The sequence below is a fragment of the Stenotrophomonas maltophilia genome, from assembly GCF_002799245.1.
Taxonomy (GTDB): domain Bacteria; phylum Pseudomonadota; class Gammaproteobacteria; order Xanthomonadales; family Xanthomonadaceae; genus Stenotrophomonas; species Stenotrophomonas maltophilia_S.
The window spans coordinates 485,119-504,753 of sequence record NZ_NEQV01000002.1; the positions used below are offsets into that span (position 1 = coordinate 485,119).

At 67.6% G+C, this 19,635-nt stretch carries 16 protein-coding genes; 11 read left to right on the forward strand and 5 right to left on the reverse strand.

The window, feature by feature from the left end; genetic code table 11:
- Positions 1-152: 152 nt before the first annotated feature.
- On the reverse strand, positions 153-1,112 hold the full coding sequence (gene cysK, locus B9Y64_RS08135; RefSeq protein ID WP_014038293.1) for a cysteine synthase A: 960 nt from the start codon (positions 1,110-1,112) through the stop codon (positions 153-155).
- A 209-nt stretch (positions 1,113-1,321) separates the two neighbouring features.
- Between cysK and B9Y64_RS08140 the strand changes: the two genes are divergently transcribed.
- The 10 genes from B9Y64_RS08140 (at position 1,322) to B9Y64_RS08195 (ending at position 15,790) form a co-directional block, all read left to right on the forward strand.
- Positions 1,322-2,305, forward strand: coding sequence for a LysR family transcriptional regulator (locus B9Y64_RS08140; protein ID WP_100440258.1), 984 nt, complete (start codon positions 1,322-1,324; stop codon positions 2,303-2,305).
- Between the two features lie 583 nt (positions 2,306-2,888).
- Complete coding sequence (locus B9Y64_RS08155) at positions 2,889-3,308, forward strand: DUF2946 family protein (RefSeq protein WP_100440260.1); 420 nt, start codon at positions 2,889-2,891, stop codon at positions 3,306-3,308.
- Between the two features lie 72 nt (positions 3,309-3,380).
- Complete coding sequence (locus B9Y64_RS08160) at positions 3,381-5,444, forward strand: TonB-dependent copper receptor (protein WP_100440261.1); 2,064 nt, start codon at positions 3,381-3,383, stop codon at positions 5,442-5,444.
- Positions 5,445-5,756: 312 nt separating this feature from the next.
- On the forward strand, positions 5,757-6,863 hold the full coding sequence (locus B9Y64_RS08165) for an efflux RND transporter periplasmic adaptor subunit (protein ID WP_100440262.1): 1,107 nt from the start codon (positions 5,757-5,759) through the stop codon (positions 6,861-6,863).
- Positions 6,860-9,985, forward strand: a complete 3,126-nt coding sequence (locus B9Y64_RS08170; protein ID WP_100440263.1) for an efflux RND transporter permease subunit — start codon at positions 6,860-6,862, stop codon at positions 9,983-9,985. Before B9Y64_RS08165 ends, B9Y64_RS08170 begins: the two co-directional genes overlap by 4 nt.
- Positions 9,978-10,574 carry a GNAT family N-acetyltransferase gene (locus B9Y64_RS08175; protein ID WP_100440264.1) on the forward strand — a complete coding sequence of 199 codons (597 nt, stop codon included), beginning with the start codon at positions 9,978-9,980 and terminating at the stop codon, positions 10,572-10,574. Before B9Y64_RS08170 ends, B9Y64_RS08175 begins: the two co-directional genes overlap by 8 nt.
- Positions 10,575-10,754: 180 nt before the next feature.
- Entirely contained in the window at positions 10,755-12,275 is a 1,521-nt protein-coding gene (locus B9Y64_RS08180) for an alanine/glycine:cation symporter family protein (protein ID WP_100440265.1), read from the forward strand.
- Positions 12,268-13,101, forward strand: a complete 834-nt coding sequence (locus B9Y64_RS08185; RefSeq protein WP_100440266.1) for a TrmH family RNA methyltransferase — start codon at positions 12,268-12,270, stop codon at positions 13,099-13,101. Before B9Y64_RS08180 ends, B9Y64_RS08185 begins: the two co-directional genes overlap by 8 nt.
- Positions 13,102-13,332: 231 nt before the next feature.
- The gene (locus B9Y64_RS08190) at positions 13,333-14,325 is read left to right on the forward strand and encodes a hypothetical protein (RefSeq protein ID WP_238379854.1); all 993 of its coding nucleotides are present in this window, start codon (positions 13,333-13,335) and stop codon (positions 14,323-14,325) included.
- 13 nt (positions 14,326-14,338) lie between these two features.
- Positions 14,339-15,790, forward strand: coding sequence for an alanine/glycine:cation symporter family protein (locus tag B9Y64_RS08195; protein ID WP_100440268.1), 1,452 nt, complete (start codon positions 14,339-14,341; stop codon positions 15,788-15,790).
- 83 nt (positions 15,791-15,873) lie between these two features.
- On the opposite strand, the gene B9Y64_RS08200 is transcribed toward B9Y64_RS08195, so the two are convergent.
- The 4 genes from B9Y64_RS08200 to B9Y64_RS08215 form a co-directional block, all read right to left on the reverse strand.
- Positions 15,874-17,295: a M28 family peptidase gene (locus B9Y64_RS08200; protein WP_100440269.1), complete on the reverse strand. Its 1,422-nt coding sequence runs from the start codon at positions 17,293-17,295 to the stop codon at positions 15,874-15,876.
- A gap of 243 nt (positions 17,296-17,538) precedes the next feature.
- Entirely contained in the window at positions 17,539-17,943 is a 405-nt protein-coding gene (mscL, locus tag B9Y64_RS08205) for a large-conductance mechanosensitive channel protein MscL (protein WP_014038282.1), read from the reverse strand.
- Between the two features lie 54 nt (positions 17,944-17,997).
- On the reverse strand, positions 17,998-18,714 hold the full coding sequence (locus tag B9Y64_RS08210; protein ID WP_100440270.1) for a fumarylacetoacetate hydrolase family protein: 717 nt from the start codon (positions 18,712-18,714) through the stop codon (positions 17,998-18,000).
- Between the two features lie 75 nt (positions 18,715-18,789).
- Positions 18,790-19,071, reverse strand: coding sequence for a hypothetical protein (locus B9Y64_RS08215; protein WP_005410817.1), 282 nt, complete (start codon positions 19,069-19,071; stop codon positions 18,790-18,792).
- Between the two features lie 178 nt (positions 19,072-19,249).
- Between B9Y64_RS08215 and B9Y64_RS08220 the strand changes: the two genes are divergently transcribed.
- A complete protein-coding gene (locus tag B9Y64_RS08220) occupies positions 19,250-19,585 on the forward strand; it encodes a Rieske (2Fe-2S) protein (RefSeq protein ID WP_100440271.1) in 336 nt (111 codons plus the stop codon).
- Positions 19,586-19,635 lie beyond the last annotated feature (50 nt).

Below are 19,635 nucleotides of genomic sequence, written 5' to 3' on the forward strand. Positions count from 1 at the left end.
GTCTTCACGCACGATGGCGGGCGACGCCTTCACGCAGGCTGAAGCAGAACGGGGTCGGAGCCCTTTCCCTGCGGAAAAGGGATCCGACCCCGGGCATGCAGCAGGATGGGGTCAGATCCTTTTCCGGATGGAAAGGGATCCGGCCCTGTGCATCACGGCAGGCCGGCCAGCCAGTCGTCGTCGGAGCCTTCATTCACATCGGCAAACAGTGGCGTGGAGAAGTAGCGTTCACCGGTGTCCGGCAGCATCGCCAGAATCACCGAACCCGGTTCGGCGCGTGCGGCCACGTCCAGCGCGCTGGCCACCGTGGCGCCAGCGGAGATGCCGACGAAGATGCCTTCCTCGGCGGCCAGGCGGCGCGCGGTTGCGATCGCGCGGTCGTCTTCCACCGAGACCAGTTCATCCACCACATCGCGGTTGAGCACATCCGGCACGAAGTCCGGGGTCCAGCCCTGGATCTTGTGAGGCTTCCAGTCATCGCCCTTGAGCAGGGCGGCGCCCGCCGGCTCGGTGGCGATGATGCGGGTTTGCGGACGTGCCACTTTCAGTACCTCGCCTACACCGGTGAGTGTGCCGCCGGTGCCCCAGCCGCTGACGAAGTAGTCCAGCCGCTTGCCGGCGAAGTCGCGCAGGATTTCCGCGGCGGTGGTGTTGCGGTGATAGGCCGGGTTGGCCGGGTTGGCGAACTGGCTGGCCAGGAACCAGCCGTGCTGCTCGGCCAGTTCGGCGGCCTTGCGTACCATACCGCTGCCACGCTCGGCGGCCGGGGTCAGGATCACCTTGGCACCATAGGCACGCATCAGCTTGCGGCGCTCGACCGAGAAGGTCTCGACCATGGTCGCCACGAACTTGTAGCCGCGCGCGGCGGCGACCATCGCCAGTGCCACGCCGGTGTTGCCCGAGGTGGCCTCCACGATGGTGTCGCCCGGCTTGAGCAGGCCACGTGCTTCGGCATCGAGGATGATCGCCAGCGCCAGGCGATCCTTCACCGAACCACCGGGGTTGAACGACTCGACCTTGGCGTAGACGCTGACCTGTGGCGGCGCCAGGCGCTGCAACCTGACGATGGGGGTGTTGCCGACGGTATCGAGAATGGAGTCGTACAGGGCCATGGAAGCGCTCCGGAAACGGGGCCGCGCCGGGCTTCGGCGGGCGAAGGGAGGAGGGCTGGCTGTTCGGGCCAGCGGCTGCCGGCTGACCGTAGCGCCGGCATATGACGCCCGGAAATGACCAGATACCTTTCTTAAACAACCTTTGGTTATAAGCTGGTGACGGCAATTGACCCTAGAGTGGACCTCCGCCCCACGCCGCCTGCCTGCCCATGACGCTGACCCAGCTGCGCTACCTGGTTGCCATCGCCGACGCCGAGCTGAACATCACGCTGGCCGCCTCGCGCGTACACGCCACCCAGCCCGGCTTGTCCAAGCAGCTCAAGCAGCTGGAGGACGAGCTTGGCTTCCTGTTGTTCGTGCGCAAGGGCCGCAGCCTGGAGTCGGTCACCCCGGCCGGCACCGAGGTGATCGCCCGTGCCCGCGCGGTGCTGGCCGAAGCCAACAACATCCGTACCTACGCGGCCAACCAGCGCCGCGAGAGCCAGGGCCAGCTGATCCTGACCACCACCCACACCCAGGCGCGTTTCGTGCTGCCGCCGGCCGTGGCGGCGATCAAGCAGGCCTACCCGCAGGTCAGCGTGCACCTGCAGCAGGCCGGGGAAGCCGACGCGCTGGATCGCTTGAACCAGGGGGACGCTGATATCGCCATCATCAGCACCGCTGGCGGTGAACCCACCGATGGCATCGCGGTGCCGCTGTTCCGCTGGCGACGCCTGGTGGTGGTGCCCAAGGGCCACCCGCTGGACCGCGCCGGCCGCGCGCCGGACCTGGCCGCGCTGGCCCGCCAGCCGTTGATCAGCTACGAATCCTCGACCCGCCCGAATTCGTCGCTGCAGCGCGCCTTCGCCGCACACGGCCTGGTGCCCGACCTGGCCTTGACCGCTCTCGATGCCGACCTGATCAAGACCTATGTGCGTACTGGCCTGGGCGTGGGCCTGCTGGCCGAGATGGCGGTCAGTTCCAACGACGAAGACCTGAAAGCGTGGCCGGCGCCTGCCCCCATCGCCGAGTGCATCGCCTGGGCGGTGCTGCCGCGCGACCGGGTGCTGCGTGACTACGCGCTGGAGCTGGTGCATGTGCTGGCACCGCAGATTGATCCGCGGGATCTGCGCAGGGTGCTGGATGGCAACCAGGCCGCCGCGTGGCCGGTGCCCCCGACGTGGGAATCGCTCACCCAGACCATCACGGTCTGAGGGCGGGGCGAGCAGGGCTTGCAGCCCTGCACCTGCTGCAAACCGGAGCAACAGCAACGTCAACGTCAAAAGCTTGCTATCCGCGGGATGGCGGGGCGGTGTCGGAGTGCGGGGACGCTGCAAGTACGTCCCTGTAAGCTTGGCAGCCGCATCCATGCGGCTGACACCCCGCACTCCGACACCGCCCCACCTCTGACAGTTCACTGCGGCTGTTGGTAGGTGTCGACCTTGGTCGACACGGTAGATCCACGCCATGCGTGGATGCATTTCGATTCCAATTCGAAATATTCGTTTCCGATGGAGATTCATCCACGCATGGCGTGGATCTACTGCAGATCACGGAGATCTGTTGAAGGCGGGGTGGGTCCGGTTGCGGGGGCGTGAGCCGCATGGATGCGGCGACCGAGCCTACATGGACGTATTTACGGCGTCCCCCGCAACCGGACCCACCCCGCCATCCCACAGATTGCCCGCTTTTGACGTTGACGTTGATTCAGCAGGTGCAGGGCGCAGCCCTGCCGATACCCCCTCCTGCGACGGTTCGTCGCACGGGCAACCCTGGACCCGGCTCTACACTGGTGGGGTGACCCGCCTGTCCCGCCCGCAGCGCCTCCTGCTCCAGCTTGCCGTTCTGGCGACGCTGCTGATGGTGCTTGCGCCACTGGTCAGCCGCGCGCTGCAGGGGGCGCCGATGGCCCCCGCCGCGATGGCGGGCATGGACCACGCGCACATGCACCACGATGCTGACGCATCGGGTCAGGGCCCTGTGCATGGGCAAAGGGACCTGACCGCACCGGCCGACCCCCACGCCATGCATGGCGAAGCCTGCGAATACTGCGTGCTGGCCATGCGCCTGCTGCCGTGGCTGGCGGTGCTGGTGCTGCTGTTGCCGCTGCTGTGGCGGCCGCGGCTGGTGTTCCCGTGGTCACAGCAGGTATTGCCCGCGCTGCGCTGGCCGGCACATGCCGCGCGTGGGCCGCCGCATTTCTCCATCGTCTGCTGATGTCCCTATCGAATCTGCCGCACGACGCCTGATTGGGCGCCGTGCGCGCGTGCGTACCTTGGAGCTGTTCCGATGAAAATGACTTCCCGCCCTGCGGGCGCCTGTGCGCGCCTGCCGGCTGCCCTTGGCCTGGTCGTGGCTGCCACTCTGGCCCACGCTGCACCCGCCGAACAGGCGCGCACCCTCGACACCCTGGTGGTCACCGCCGCCGCGCCCTCGTCGCCCCTGCACTGGGTGACCGACCCGCGCCTGCCGCGGCAGCCGGTACCGGCCAGTGACGGCGCCGATTACCTGAAGACCGTTCCCGGCTTCTCCGCCATCCGCAACGGTGGCACCAACGGCGACCCGGTGCTGCGGGGCATGTTCGGTTCGCGCCTGAACATCCTCAGCAATGACGGCAACCTGATCGGTGCCTGCCCGTCGCGCATGGACAACCCGCTGTCCTACATCGCGCCGGAGAGCTTCGACCGGCTGACCGTCATCAAGGGCCCGCAGAGCGTGCGCTGGGGCGCGGGTGCGTCAGCGGGCACCGTGCGTTTCGAGCGCGATGCGCCGCGCTTCGAGGAGCCGGGCCTGCGTGCCAACGCCAGCGCGCTGGTCGGTTCGCGCAACCGCAACGACCAGGTGCTGGACCTGACCCTGGGCAATCCCACCGGTTACGTGCGTGCCAGCGGCAACCGTTCCGAAGCCGATGACTACAAGGACGGCCACGGCGAGGTGGTGCCATCGAAGTGGCGGAAGTGGAACGGTGACGTGGCCTTTGGCTGGACGCCGGATGCAGACACGCTGCTGGAAATCTCCGCCGGTGCCGGCGATGCCATCGCGCGTTACGCCGGGCGCGGCATGGACGGAGCCGCGTTCGAACGCACCAGCTATGCCGCGCGTTTCGAGAAGCGCAACCTGCCGGGTGCGTGGGACACGGTGCAGGCCAACGTGTACTACAACGAGGCCGACCACGTGATGGACAACTACACGCTGCGCACGCCCAACCCGCACAGCATGATGCCGATGCCGATGGCATCGAACGTGGATCGCCGTACCCAGGGGGGGCGGGTCAGTTCCGAGTGGCGCTGGCAGGACGTGCAGCTGGTGGCGGGTGTGGATGGAGAAGACAGCCGCCATCGTGGCCGCATGGGCATGGGGCGCGGTACCTACCGCCAGGCAGCCTGGGAAACCGATGCGAACTTCCGCCGCTATGGCGCATTCACCGAGTTGACCCTCGGTGCCGGCACCGACCAGCGCTGGATCAGCGGCCTGCGCATCGACCGTGCCAGCGTGCGCGACGAGCGAGCGTCGATCCGCGGAATGATGGGGAGCATGCCCAATCCGACCGCGGGGCAGCGCCGCAAGGAGTGGCTCGGCAGCGGTTTCCTGCGCTACGAGCAGGACCTGGCCGATGGCCTGACCTGGTATGCCGGCCTCGGCCACAGCGAGCGCATGCCCGACTACTGGGAGCTGTTCTCGCCCGACCACGGCCCGGCCGGTGCGGCGAACGCGTTTGCCGGCATCCAACCCGAGCGTACGACCCAGCTCGACGTCGGCCTGCAGTACAAGGGACCACGCGTGCAGGCATGGGTCTCGGCGTATGCCGGGCAGATCCGGGACTACATCCTGTTCACCTACCACGGCAGCGGCATGATGGGGATGAGCCAGGCCAGCAACGTCGATGCGCGTATCGCCGGTGCCGAAGCGGGGCTGGAAGTGAGCCTGGCCGAGCAGTGGAAGCTGGGTGGCACGCTGGCCTATGCCTGGGGCGAGAACCGCGACCAGCAGCGTCCGCTGCCGCAGATGCCGCCGCTGGAAGCGCGCCTGAGTGCGAACTGGGAAGGCCAGCGCTGGAGCGCCGGTGTGCTGCTGCGTGCGGTGACCCACCAGCATCGTGTCGCAGATGGCCAGGGCAATGTGGTCGCACAGGACCTCGGGCCGAGTGCCGGCTTTGCCACCTTCGCGCTCAACGCGGCCTACCGTTTCAGTTCGCAGCTGCAGCTCAGCGCAGGCGTCGACAATCTGTTCGACCGCGCCTACAGCGAGCACCTGAACCTGGCCGGCAGCGCCGACTTCGGCTTCCCGGCTGATCCGGTGCGCATCAATGAGCCGGGGCGCAGCGTGTGGATGAAGCTGAACTACCGGTACTGACCGACGTGCGGAACGGTAGCGCCGGGCCATGCCCGGCGTTGCTGTCGGGCGAAAAAAACGGGGCCGGATCCCCGCCAGGATCCGTCCCCGCCCGACGCCCTCCGTCGGGCAGATCCGACTCTACGATGACGGCTCCGGTGGTGCACGGCTGGATACACCCCGACACACGCCGACACCGCCCGTGGCAGCCTTGCACGGAACGGGTTCACGGCGCTATCGCGGCCTTGGTTCCACGCCGGTAAACGCTTGGCACATACCGCTTTTGCGGGCGCTTGCCTACACTCGGCGACCGTGGATCAATCAGGACCGTTCATGTTGGCTCGTATCGCTTCGACCCTGGCCCTTGGCCTCAGCCTGGCCGTGTTGGCCGGGTGCGCAGGCAAACAGGAGGCCGCCGCACGTCGGCAGGGAGAAGCGGTGCCGGTCACTGCGCAGGTGGTGCAGTCCCGGCAGTGGAGCGACACCCTGCAGGCGCTGGGCACGGCCAAGGCGCGCGAATCGATCAGCGTGACCGCCAAGGTCAGCGAAATCGTCGAGAAGGTGCATTTCGAAAGCGGCCAGCACATCGCCGCCGGCGCGCCGATCGTGACCTTGCGCGGCCAGGCCCAGGAGGCCGCGCTGGTGCAGGCGCAGGCCACCTTCCATGAAGCGGATCAGCTGTACAAGCGCCAGCGCGAGCTGGCCACCCAGCGGCTGGTGTCCAGCGCCACGCTGGATACGCAGAAGTCGATCCGCGATGCCGCCGAAGCGCGCGTGGCGCAGATGCAGTCGGACATCGGTGACCGCCGCGTGCGTGCACCGTTCGCCGGTGTGCTCGGCATCCGCCAGGTCAGCCCGGGCACCCTGCTGACGCCGACCACGGTGATTGCCACGCTCGACGACATCGAGCACATGCACATCGACTTCCAGGTGCCTGAGGTGGAACTGGCCGCACTGGGCGTCGGTGACAAGGTCAGCGCCACCAGCGTGGCGTGGCCGGGCCGCACCTTCGAAGGCGTGGTCAGCACCATCGATGCGCGCATCGATCCGGCCACCCGTGCGGTGACCGTGCGCGCCGATTTCGCCAATGGCGACCACGCGCTGCGCCCGGGCATGCTGCTGGACGTGCGCCTGTTCCGCCCCGAGCGCCCGGCGCTGGTGGTTCCGGAAATCGCCGTGGTGCAGGTCGGGCGCGATACCTTCGTGTACCGCATCACCGCCGACGACAGCGTCGAGCGCGTGGACGTGGTCACCGGCGCGCGCCGTGCCGGCGTGGTCGAGATCAGGCAGGGCCTGGAAGCGGGCCAGCGCATCGTGGTCGATGGCACCGGCAAGTTGCGCCCGGGCCTGAAGGTCGCCGCCAAGGACGCAGCGCCAGCCAGTGGTGCCAAGCCGGCTGACGCGCCGGCGCCGGTCGCGGCCGAGGGCCACGGCGGATGAAGCTGTCCGACATCTCCATCCAGCGGCCGGTGTTCGCCGTGGTGATGAGCCTGTTGCTGCTGGTGCTGGGCGTGATGTCCTTCACCCGCCTGACCCTGCGCGAACTGCCGGCCATCGATCCGCCGATCGTCTCGGTCTCGGTGGATTACACCGGTGCTTCGGCGGCGGTCATCGAAAGCCGCATCACCCAGGTGCTGGAAGACGCGCTGGCCGGCATCGAAGGCATCGATACGATCAACGCGCGCAGCACCAACGGCCGCTCGCAGGTCAGCATCGAGTTCACCTCCAACCGCGATATCGAAGCGGCGGCCAACGACGTGCGCGATGCAGTCAGCCGCGTTGCCGACCGCATGCCGGAAGAAGCGCGGCCGCCGGAAATCGCCAAGGTCGAGAGCGATGCAGACCCGATCATCTGGTTCAACATGGTCTCCTCGACCATGGACACGCTGGAGCTGAGCGACTACGCCGACCGTTACGTGGTCGATCGCTTTTCCAGCCTCGACGGCGTGGCCCAGGTCCGCATCGGCGGCCGCCAGCGCTACGCGATGCGGATCTGGCTGGACCGTGACCAGCTGGCCGCACGCGGCCTGACCACCGGCGACGTGGAAACCGCACTGCGCAACGAGAACGTGGAACTGCCGGCCGGCCGCATCGAGTCGACCGACCGTGATTTCACCCTGCGCGTGGAGCGCAACTACATCAAGCCGGAAGACTTCGCGACCATCCCGCTGGGCAAGGGCCGCGACGGTTACGTGGTGCGCATGGGCGACGTGGCGAAGATCGAGCTGGCCTCGGCCGAACGCCGCGCGTACTACCGCAGCAACGGCGAGCCGGGCATCGGCCTGGGCATCGTCAAGACCTCCACCGCCAACTCGCTGGACGTGGCACGTACCGCGCGCGCTGAGGCCGAGCGGGTGGCGCTGACCCTGCCCAAGGGCACGCAGATCTTCGTCGCCTTCGACAACACCACCTTCATCGAAGCCGCCGTGGACCGCGTCTACGCCACGCTGGTGGAAGCGATGATCCTGGTGCTGGCGGTGATCTGGCTGTTCCTCGGCAGTTTCCGCGCCGCGTTGATTCCGGCGGTGACGGTGCCGGTCTGCCTGGTCGCGGCGTTCATCGCGCTGTATGCGTTCGACTTCTCGATCAACCTGCTGACCCTGCTGGCCCTGGTGCTGTGTATCGGCCTGGTGGTGGACGATGCGATCGTGGTGGTGGAGAACGTACAGCGCCGCATCGACCTGGGCGAACCACCGCTGGTGGCGTCCAAGCGCGGCACCGCGCAGGTCGCCTTCGCGGTGATCGCCACCACCGCCGTGCTGGTGGCGGTGTTCCTGCCGGTCGGATTCCTGGAAGGCAACACCGGGCGCCTGTTCCGCGAACTGGCGGTGGCGCTGGCCGCCGCCGTGGCGTTGTCCGCGTTCGTGGCACTGACGCTGACGCCGATGATGGCCTCCAAGCTGCTCAAGCCGCATACCGGGCAGGCACCCCGCGGCCTGCATGGCTTCATCAACCGCAACCTGGAACGCCTGGCGGGTGCCTATGGGCGGGTGCTCGATCATCATGTCGACCGCACCTGGATCTACCTGCTGGTGATGGTCGCCGCACTGGCCGCCAGCTGGGGCCTGCTCAAGCTGCTGCCCTCCGAGCTGGCGCCGGCCGAAGACCGCGGTTCGTTCCAGATCATGATCGACGGCCCGGAAGGCGCCGGCTACGACTACACCGTGCAGCAGGTGCAGCAGGTGGAAGCGCTGCTGGCGCCGCATGTCGGCCCGGACAAGCCGATCGTGCGCGCCAACCCGCGCGTTCCCGGTGGCTTCGGTGCCAGCGAGGAAATGCACACCGGCCGGGTCAGCATCTTCCTGCAGCCGTGGCGCCAGCGCAGCGAGGCCACCCCGGACGTGGCCAACGAACTGCAGAAGGAACTGAACACCATCCGTGGCGTGCGCGTGCGTACCCAGGTCGGTGGCGGCCTGGTGCGCAGTGGCGGCCAGCCGTTCCAGATCGTGCTGGGCGGCCCCGAGTATGCCGAGATCGCGCAGTGGCGCGACCGTATCCTGCTGCGCATGGCCGACAACCCCGGCCTGGTCGGCCCGGACTCGGACTACAAGGAAACCCGGCCGCAGATGCGGGTGAACATCGACCGCCAGCGTGCGGCCGATCTCGGCGTGCCGGTCACCGCGATCGGTTCGGCGCTGGAGACCATGATGGGTTCGCGCCGTGTCACCACCTTCGTCGACAACGGCGAGGAATACGACGTGCTGGTGCAGGCCGGGCGTGACGGTCGCGCCAGCCCGGCCGACCTGGCCGCGATCCGTGTGCGAGCCACCTCCGGCGAGCTGGTGCCGCTGTCCAACCTGGTCACGCTCAGTGAAGTGGCCGAGGCCGGCACCCTGAACCGCTTCAACCGACTGCGCTCGATCACCATCAGTGCCGGCCTGGCGCCTGGCTATCCGCTGGGCGAGGCCATTGCCTGGGCACAGAACGTGGCCCAGGAAGAACTGCCGCAGTACGCACAGGTGAACTGGAAGGGGGAATCGCGCGAGTACCAGAGTGCCGGCGGCGCCGTGCTGCTCACCTTCGCCATGGCCCTGCTGGTGGTGTACCTGGTGCTGGCCGCGCAGTTCGAGAGCTTCATCCATCCGCTGACCATCATGCTGACCGTGCCACTGGGCGTGCTCGGCGCGCTGGTGGGCCTGTGGGTGAGTGGTGGCACGGTGAACCTGTTCAGTCAGATCGGCATCGTGATGCTGGTTGGCCTGGCCGCGAAGAACGGCATCCTCATCGTCGAATTCGCCAACCAGCTGCGCGACGATGGGCGCAGCGTGCGCGAGGCGATCATCGAATCGGCGATGGTGCGCCTGCGCCCGATCCTGATGACCTCGATCGCCACCGTGGTCGGCGCCATTCCGCTGGTGGTGGCCGGTGGTCCCGGTTCGGCCAGCCGTGGCACGATCGGCATCGTGATCATCTTCGGCGTAACCCTGTCGACGTTCCTGTCGCTGTTCGTGGTGCCGGCGTTCTACGCGCGGCTGGCCCCGTACACCCGCTCGCCGGAAGCGGTGAAGCGCGAGCTGGAGAAGCAGGAAGCGGAATCGCCGTCGGTGGGCGGTCATGCCTGACCGGCACGCCGACGGGGTCGGATCGGGGGTCGGATCCCTTTCCCATCGGGAAAGGGCTCTGACCCCACCACTGCAAGGCGACGGCTTCCAACTTCGCCCCTGGCGCCCCGACGACCTCGAATCACTGCTGCGCCACGCCAACGACCCCGAAGTGTCGCGTGGCCTGCGCGACCGCTTCCCGTATCCCTACACGCGGGAGGATGGCGAGGCCTTCCTCGCTGGTCGCGTGCTGGCCCCCGGCACCCTGAACCTGGCCATCGAGATCGACGGCCAGGCCTGCGGCAGCGTCGCTGCCCAGCAGGGCGTGGCCGAGCGTGGGCACACCGCCGAACTGGGCTACTGGCTGGGACAGGCCCATTGGGGGCGGGGCCTGATGACCCGCGTGGTCGGGGTGTTCGCGCCGTGGGTGATGGATGAGCTGCGCCTGTTCAGGCTGCAGGCCACCGTGGTCGACTTCAACCTCGGCTCGGCCCGGGTGCTGGAGAAGAACGGCTTCCAGGAAGAGGGCGTGGAGCGCTGTGCGGTCTACAAGCGTGGCGTGCTGCACGATCTGCGCCGCTTCGCCCGGGTGCGCACGCAGCTGCCCTGAACACGCGGGCTGGCCGCTGTAGAGCCGAGCCCATGCTCGGCTTGGTCCCCTGGCGGCAGCCGAGCATGGGCTCGGCTCTACCAAACAGCGCTACCGCAGCGGCCTCCGATCAGGGAGAATCGACCGGTCCCCTCCAGCCGACGGGACGTCCTTACAACCCGCCGACTGGAGAGAGCGCGCGTGGAAGCAACCGTACACTTCATCAACAGCATCATCTGGAGCAAGGCACTGATCTTCGTGTGCCTGGGCGCCGGCCTGTTCTTCAGCCTGCGCACGCGCTTCATGCAGATCCGTGGCTTCTTCGAGATGTGCCGCCTCACCGTCAAGGGTGAGAAATCCGACGCCGGCGTGTCCTCGTTCCAGGCGCTGGCCATGTCGATGGCCGGCCGCATGGGTATCGGCAACATCGCCGGCGTGGCCACCGCCATCGCCTTCGGCGGCCCCGGTGCGATCTTCTGGATGTGGGTGATGGGCTTCCTCGGCGCGTCCACCTCGTATGTGGAATGCACCCTGGCGCAGATCTACAAGACCAAGGACGCCGAAGGCCGTTATCGCGGTGGCCCGGCGTACTACATCGAAAAGGCCATGGGCCTGAAGTGGTACGCGCTGGCCTTTGCCTTCGCCACGATCATCGCCGCCGGCTTCCTGATGCCGGGCGTGCAGGCCAATGCCATCGCCGACAGCATCATCAACGCCTGCCGCGGCACCGCACTGTGCGGCCCGCTCGATGGCCAGGCCTTCGGCATGGAATCGGTGCAGGCGCTGAAGCTGGGCATCGGCATCGTGGTCGCGCTGCTGCTGGGCGTGGTGATCTTCGGCGGCGTCAAGCGCATCGCCAACTTCGCCGAAGTGGTGGTGCCGTTCATGGCCGCCGGCTTCATCCTGATGGCCATCGCCATCATGATCATCAACTACGACCGCGTGCCGGAGATGTTCAACATCATCTTCAGCAGCGCCTTCGGCACCCACGCCGCGTTCGGCGCGATGATGGGCCTGGCGGTGGAATGGGGCATCAAGCGCGGCATCTACGCCAACGAAGCCGGCCAGGGCTCGGGCCCGCATGCGGCGGCGGCCTCGGAAGTCTCGCACCCGGCCAAGCAGGGCTACGTGCAGGCCTTCGCGATCTACTTCGACACCATGATGGTGTGCACCGCCACCGCGTTCCTGATCCTGGCCAGCGGCACCTACAACGTGTATTCGGCGGCAGGCGCCAGCGCCCCGCCGATCTTCCAGGGCCTGGCCGGCATTCCGGAAGGTGCGGGCTACGCCCAGGCCGGTGTGGAAGCGGTGCTGCCGGGCTGGGGTTCGGCGTTCGTGTCCATCGCCATCTTCTTCTTCGCCTTCACTACCATCATGGCGTACTACTACATGGCCGAGACCAACCTCAGCTATGTGAACCACAACAAGAAGCGCCCGCTCACCGTACTGGTGCTGCGCCTGGGCATCATCGGCATGGTGGTGTTCGGCGCGTTCCACAATGCAACCCTGGCCTGGGCGCTGGGTGACATCGGCGTTGGCCTGATGGCCTGGCTGAACATCATTGCCATCCTCATCATCCAGAAGCCGGCGATGCTGGCCCTGCGTGATTACGAACGACAGAAGAAGCTCGGCCTTGATCCGATCTTCGACCCCGATGCCCTGGGCATCAAGAACGCCGATTTCTGGCGTCAACGCAAGCTGGAGTTGTCCCGTAGTGAATGATCCCTGGAAGAATGCCCGCCGCCCGTCGTCGCGACCGCCGCGGGCCACCCCGCTGCCTCCGCGTGAGGGCGGCACTCCGCCACCACCGGGGCGTGGCAACGACGAGCTGCGCCTGTATGGCTGGAACGCCGTGCAGGCCCTGTTCGCCAAGCGTCCGCAGGCACTGCGCAAGCTGTATCTGGTGGATGAGTTGATTCCGCGCATGCAGCCGGTGTTGAAGTGGTGCGTGGCCAATCGCGTGGGCTATCGGGTCGTGGAGGAGGGTGACCTCAACAAGCTGGCAGCCACGACCCATCACGAAGGCCTGGTGGCCGACGTGCTGCGTGCCCCGGTCGTGCCGCTGGCGCAGTGGCTGGGCGATCTGGGTGAAGGCCCGGCGCTGGCGTTGTGGCTGGACGGTGTCGGCAATCCGCACAACTTCGGCGCAATCCTGCGTTCGGCCGCGCACTTTGGCGTCAAAGCGCTGCTGCTGCCGGCCGGCAGCACCCTGGCGCTGTCGGGTGCCGCCGCGCGCGTTGCCGAGGGTGGGGCCGAGTCGGTGCCGCTGGTGCAGCTGCCGGAGAACGCACAGGCGATGGCGCAGTTGCGCGAGGCCGGTTTCGGCCTGGCCGCGACCCTGGTCGAGAGCGGTGATGACGTGTTCCGCGCGGCATTGCCGGCACGCCTGGTCTATGTGATGGGCGCCGAGGGTGAAGGCATGGACCGCAGCCTGGCCGCCCAGTGCGATCAGCAGGTATCCATTCCCGGCAGCGGCGCGGTGGAGAGCCTGAACGTGGCCTCGGCCACCGCCGTGCTGCTGGCGCAGTGGGCCAGCCGGCACGATTGAGTTGCCTCACCGCCTGCGCGGCGGGACCAGGGCCGCGCAGGTGAGGTGTGGGTCGAGCACGCTCGACCCACGCATGCAGGGATGACCTGCCCGTGCGCATGCTGCGTACCTGCGCGACGCATCAAGCGCGCTTTCCGCGAAGTCGCGCGAATTTGAAACTTACTTCATTGTGGTGCCCCTTCACGCGACGCAGGGTGGAAATCCATCCCGTGTCGAACAAAGGTGGTTTCCATGCAATGTTTCCGTCGCCATGCCTCGATGGCATGCCTGGTGCTGGCGTCCACGATCCTTGCCACGGCCAGCGCGCACGCCGACGAGCGCAGCCTGGACGGCGTCAACTTCACCGGCCCGCTGATCACCCCCAATCCCGCAGGCATGCCAGCGGGGCATTGGTACATCGAACCCTACCTGGTCCGTGTCGACAGCCGCGACCATTTCGATGACCGCGGGAATCGCCGGCGCAGTGACGAGCGCAGCGGTGCCTGGGCGATGGTGGTGCCGATCATCTATGGCTTCAGCGAGCGGGTGACCGGCCAGGTCAACCTCAGCGCGTCGCGTGCCGAATCGGGAAGTGCGCGCAGCAGTGGCTTCCGCGCCGGCGATACCACCGCGCGCCTGCAGTACCTGCTGCAGGCCCCCAGTGCCGATGGCACCCGGCCGGCGGTATCGGTGGCCCTGGTGCAGCGCTTCAGCACCGGCAGCCACGATCGCATCACCGGCAACCCGCTGGATGCGCAGGGCGATGGCGTACAGCGCACCACGGCGGCGCTGGGCGTGCAGCAGGTGGTGTGGCTGGGCAATGACCGCCCGCTGCGCTGGCGCGGCCAGCTCACTGCGGGGCCGGCGCCGGCACGCACGGCCATTACCGGGGCCAGCGTCTACGGCACCAGCGACAGCTTCCACGGGCATATCGCGCGTGGTTCGGTGCTGGGCCTGTCGGTCGGCGCCGAATACAGCTTCAACGAACGCTGGGTCGGGGTGATGGAGATGGCCGCCAGCCGCGAAACCGGCCAGCGCCTGAGTGGTTTCGCACGCGATGCCGACGGTGAGATCCAGCGCATCGACGAGCGGCGCCCGGCCAGCCGCAGCGTGGCCCTGGCCCCGGCCGTGGAATACCACTTCAGTCCCTCGCTGGGCCTGATCGCCGGCGTGGAGTTCACCGTGGCCGGGCGCAACACCGGCCGCATCATCAGCCCCCAGGTCGCCCTGGGCATGTTCTTCTGACCGGGGCAGACGATTGAACATCGAATCCATCATCAACACTCTGCTCGGCATCGTCTGGAGCCCGTACCTGGTCATGCTGTGCCTGCTGGCCGGGCTGTACTTCAGCATCCGCACGCGCTTCATCCAGTTGCGCGCGCTGCCGGACATGCTGCGCCTGATGTTCCGCCATGAGCGTTCGGCATCGGGCGTTTCGCCGTTCCAGGCGCTGTCGATCTCACTGTCCAGCCGGGTCGGCGTGGGCAACATCGCCGGCGTGGCCATGGCCATCGCCTTCGGCGGGCCGGGCGCGATCTTCTGGATGTGGGTGGTGGCCTTCCTCGGCGCCTCCAGTGCCTTCATCGAATCCACCCTGGCGCAGATCTACAAGGACAAGGACGCCAAGGGCCAGTACCGCGGCGGCCCGGCGTACTACATCGAAAAGGGCCTGGGCCAGCGCTGGTATGCCGTGCTGTTCGCGCTGGTCACCGTGCTGGCCGGCGCACTGCTGGCCGGCACCCAGTCCAATGCCATCACCAGCGCGGTGAACGAAGCGTGGGACCTGCCGGTGGCGGGCACGACGGCGGTGTTGCTGGCGGTGCTGGCGGTGATCCTGTTCGGTGGCGTGCGCCGCATCGCGCGCGTGGCCGAATGGGTAGTGCCGTTGATGGCCGTGGCCTATCTGCTGGTGGCGGCGCTGGTGATGGTGCTCAACGCCGAAAAGGTGCCGGAGGTGATCATGCTGGTGCTGCGCAGTGCATTCGGCGTGGACGCCGCGTTCGGCGCGATGATCGGTACCGCCATCCAGTGGGGCGTGCGTCGTGGCGTGCTGTCCAACGAGGCCGGCATGGGCAGTGGTGCGCATCCGGCCGCCGCCGCCGAGGTCTCGCACCCGGTCAAGCAGGGCCTGGTGCAGTCGTTCTCGGTCTACATCGACACCATGGTGGTGTGCAGTGCCACGGCCTTCCTGATCCTCTCCACCGGCCTGTACAACGTCTACGACCCGGCGGTGAATGGCATTCCGGATGAGGCACGGCTGCTGCTGGGCAATCTGCCCGGCGTGGAAGCCGGGCCGCGCTTCGTGCAGCACGCGGTGGGATCGGCGCTGCCCGGCTTCGGTCGTTCGTTCGTGGCGCTGGCGATCCTGCCGTTCGCGTTCACCACCATCCTGGCGCTGTACTACATGGCCGAGACCAACGTCAGTTACCTGTGCCGGGACCGCCCGCGCCGCTGGGTGATGACGGTGTTCCAGCTGCTGTTCCTGGCGGCGGCAGGCTATTCGACGGTGAACAGCGCCACGATTGCCTGGTCGCTGGGTGACATCAGCGTTGGCCTGATGAGCTGGTTGAACATCATCGCCATCCTGCTGCTGCAGAAGCCGGCCCTGGCCGCGCTGCGCGATTACGAACAGCAGCGCAGGGACAACTGCGATCCACGGTACAAGCCGCAGCTGCTGGGTCTGCGCAACGGCGGTGTGTGGCAGGGGTAGCGTGCGAAGCCGATTGACGGCTTGCCCCACGGGAAGTGCGCCGGGTCAGGCCCGGCGCGCTTCAATGACGGACTGTTGTGCCGTCATTCGTTCGGCGGCGTGGTCGCCTTGGCCTCGCTGCCGAAGCTGCCATCGGCTTCCGCCGCCAGGTACGCGAACACGGTGTACGCGGCCACGTTCTGCGCCAGCGCCTTCGGGTCGATCTTGTCCAGCGTGTCGTCGGCGGTGTGGTGCAGGTGGAAGTAGTCCGAACCATCCTGTGCCAGCCACGCCCATGCACCACCCTTGGCGGCCAGCGGGCCGACGTCCGGGCCCGGGCCGCCCTTGTCGGCCTGGTACTCGATGCCCAGCGGCTTCATCACATCGGCAATCTGCTTCGTCGCCTCGCGCGAACCCTCCGGGTTCGGCGAACCGGTGTTGAACGCATAGATGCGGCCAGCACCGAAATCGCTCTCGGCGGCCAGCTGGTGCAGGGCCACGTCCTTGGCGTGCGCTTCAGCGTAGGCCTTGCCGCCATACAGGCCCTGTTCTTCGTTGGCGAAGGCGATCACGCGGATGGTGCGCTTCGGGGCCTGCTTGAGCTGGCCGATCAGATGGCCGGCGGCCATGGTGATGCCCACGCCCGCGCCGTCATCCACTGCGCCGGTGCCCAGGTCCCACGAATCCAGGTGACCACCAATCACCACCACTTCCTTCGGCAGGCTGCGGCCGGTGATCTCGCCGATCACGTTGTAGGAGGTGGCCGTGCCATCCCAACCGCAGTCCAGCGCGACCTTCACCGTGGTGCTGCCACGGGCCAGCAAACGCGCCAGCTGGTCGGCATCGGGCACCGACAGCGCGGCCGACGGCACCGGAGTCAGGCCTTCGTCAAAGCGGGTGATGCCGGTGTGCGGCACGCGGTGCGAGTCGGTACCGGCCGAGCGCATCAGGAAGCCGACTGCGCCCTTGCGGATCGCTTCAGACGGGCCCTTGCTGCGGATCGCACCGCCGCGGCCGTAATCGCGGCCATCGCGGAATGGCAGCATCTGGTAATCGACGAAGGCGATCTTGCCCTTCAGCGAACCTGCCGGTGCGGCCTGCAGCGCCGCCAGGTCGGCGAAGCGCACCACTTCGGCTTCCACGGTGCCGCCCGGGCTGCCGCCCAGTGCCGTGATCTGCAGCGGCTGCGGGTTCCTGCCGGTCACGGCGGCGTGTTCGCTGCGGCGTTCCCACTTCGGGAACGTCACCGGCTCCTTCCATACCTTGTCAAAGCCCAGGGCCTTGAACTTGGCTTCGGCCCAGGCCACGGCGCGGGCGTCGGCTTCGCCGCCGGCAATGCGCGGGCCGATCTCGGTGGTGAGTGATTCGACCACCTTCCAGCCGGTGTCATCGGCCAGCGCCTGGTCGCGCAGCTGTGCGGCGGTGGCCAGCGACGCCGGGGGCAGGGTGGTGGTGTGCGGCGCCGCAAAGGCCGGGGCGGCCAGCAGGGCGAGGGAGGACGCGATGGCAAGGACGCGGCGACGCATGGACAACTCCAGGAAGGGACCTAAGCCCTGGAGCTTAACAGTCGTTCAGCCCGGCGCATGGGCGGGAGGTCATGGCTGGCGCGAACGCTGTTTTCCGCCATGTCCGGCAAAGCGAAAGCCCCGCCGGAGCGAGGCTTTCACAGGGTCATGTAGAGCCGAGCCCATGCTCGGCTGCCTTGCAGATCAGCCGAGCGTGGGCTCGGCTCTACAGGTGGGAGGGGCGCCCGTCGGCGCCGGGTACCCTTACTTCTTCAGGCTGTCGCGGATCTCGCGCAGCAGCACCACTTCCTCGGCAGGCGCGGCCGGGGCGGCTTCCTGCTTGCGCGACAGGCGATTGATCGCCTTGACCACGATGAAGATGGCAAAGGCCACGATCACGAACTGGATGATGGTATTGATGAAGTCGCCGTAGCCAACCACCACGGCCGGAATCTCCTTGCCATCCGGACCCAAGTGAGCCGGCGACAGGGTCCAGGCCAGGCTGGAGAAGTCCACGCGGCCGATCAGGTAGCCCAGCGGCGGCATGATGATCTTCTCGACCAGCGCCGTCACGATCTTGCCGAAGGCCGCGCCGATCACCACGCCGACGGCGAGGTCGATGACGTTGCCGCGCATCGCGAATTCCTTGAACTCGGTGAGCATTCCCATTGTTGTTTTTCTCCGGTGGGGAAGTGGACAGCGCGCAGGGTAGCGCAGGTGATGTCAGCCGGCGATCACGCCGTGGCGCTCGGCCACGTTTTCCAGGCGGGCACTGAAGCGGTCGCCGGGCTTCAGTGCAGCCACCCCGGACGGGGTGCCCATGAATACCAGGTCGCCGGCACGCAGCTGCCACAGCTTGGACAGCTCATGCAGGATCTCCGGTACGTTCCAGATCATCTGGTCGAGCAGTGCCTGTTGGCGCACCTCGCCGTTGACTTCCAGCGACAGGTTCAGCGCGGCCAGGTCGCCGACTTCCGCGGCGTGGACGATTTCGCTGATCGGCGCGGAGGCATCGAAGCCCTTGGCCGCGTCCCACGGGTGGCCCTTGTCCTTGGCGGCGGCCTGCAGGTCGCGGCGGGTCAGGTCCAGGCCGACGGCATAGCCGTAGACCAGCGCATCGGCGTCGGCCACGGCCAGCTCGCCTGCGGGCGCATCGCGGCCGATCGCCACCACCAGTTCCACTTCGTGGTGCAGGTTGGCGGTCGCCGGCGGGTAGGGGATGGCATCGTCGTGGCCGACCACGATGGCATCGGCCGGCTTGCTGAAGAACATCGGGCGGCCGCGGTCATCGGCCGCCGGCACCGCCGCGCCCATTTCGCGGGCGTGGTCGGCGAAGTTGCGGCCGACGCAGTAGATGCGGTGCACGGGGAAACTGCCGCCCCCGGCTACCGGCACACGCGGCAGGGCTACGGCAGGGATCACATCGGAGACATCAGGCATGCGGGCATCCAGGAAGGGCGTGCCCGCAGTCTAGAACGCATGGCGCCCGCCGTCAGCGGGCGCGGAAGGCGCGGATCAGCGCGAGGCCGGCAATACCGGCTTGCGCACCACGCGGTACTCGCCTTCGACCACGGTCGGGTCGACCGGACGGGCAACGCCGGGCTTGCGCGAAGCCAGCAGCTTCCACGCCAGGCCGACCAGGATCATCGCCGCACCGACGAACACGCCGATGAACACCATCGCAGCCAGGATTGCCAGGCCAAGCAGGCCCACGGCAACGCGCACCAGCGGGTGACGCGGCTTGCGCGGCGCGAACAGGGTGCGGAACTGGTTGAAGGCGGATGCGCGATTGAACATGGCGGCTCGATAGGCTGGGATCAGCGAAACCAGAGTATCGGGACGCGCCACTGTCATTGAGTGAAAAACTCGTTAAATATAGCCTGTGCTTATTACGGATCAATGACTTGTGTTCATGTCGCAGCCAGTCACCTGAGTGGGCATGCGACAATGCGGGTTTACCGTCCGAGCCTTCGCCATGACTGCCGCTGCTGCCCTGATCGCCCTTGATGCCATTGCCGATGGCGCGTTTGCCGAGGTCGAAGCGGTGGTCGATGGCGATGCCGAATCGCTGGTGCTGTACCGCGACGGTGCGCAGGTGCGCGCGTTCCTGAACATCTGCCCGCACGCCGGCCGCCGCCTGGACTGGGCGCCGGGCCAGTTCCTGAAGAGCCGCGAGGGCCACCTGGTGTGTGCCGCGCACGGCGCCTCGTTCACGCTGGACAGCGGCGACTGCATCGCCGGCCCGTGCAAGGGCGACCGCCTGCGTGCGGTGCCGGTGGACGTGCGCGACGGGCAGGTCTACCTGGCCTGAGGCTGGATGATGTTGACCGAGAGGATGCTGATTGAGGTGGGTGCGGACCG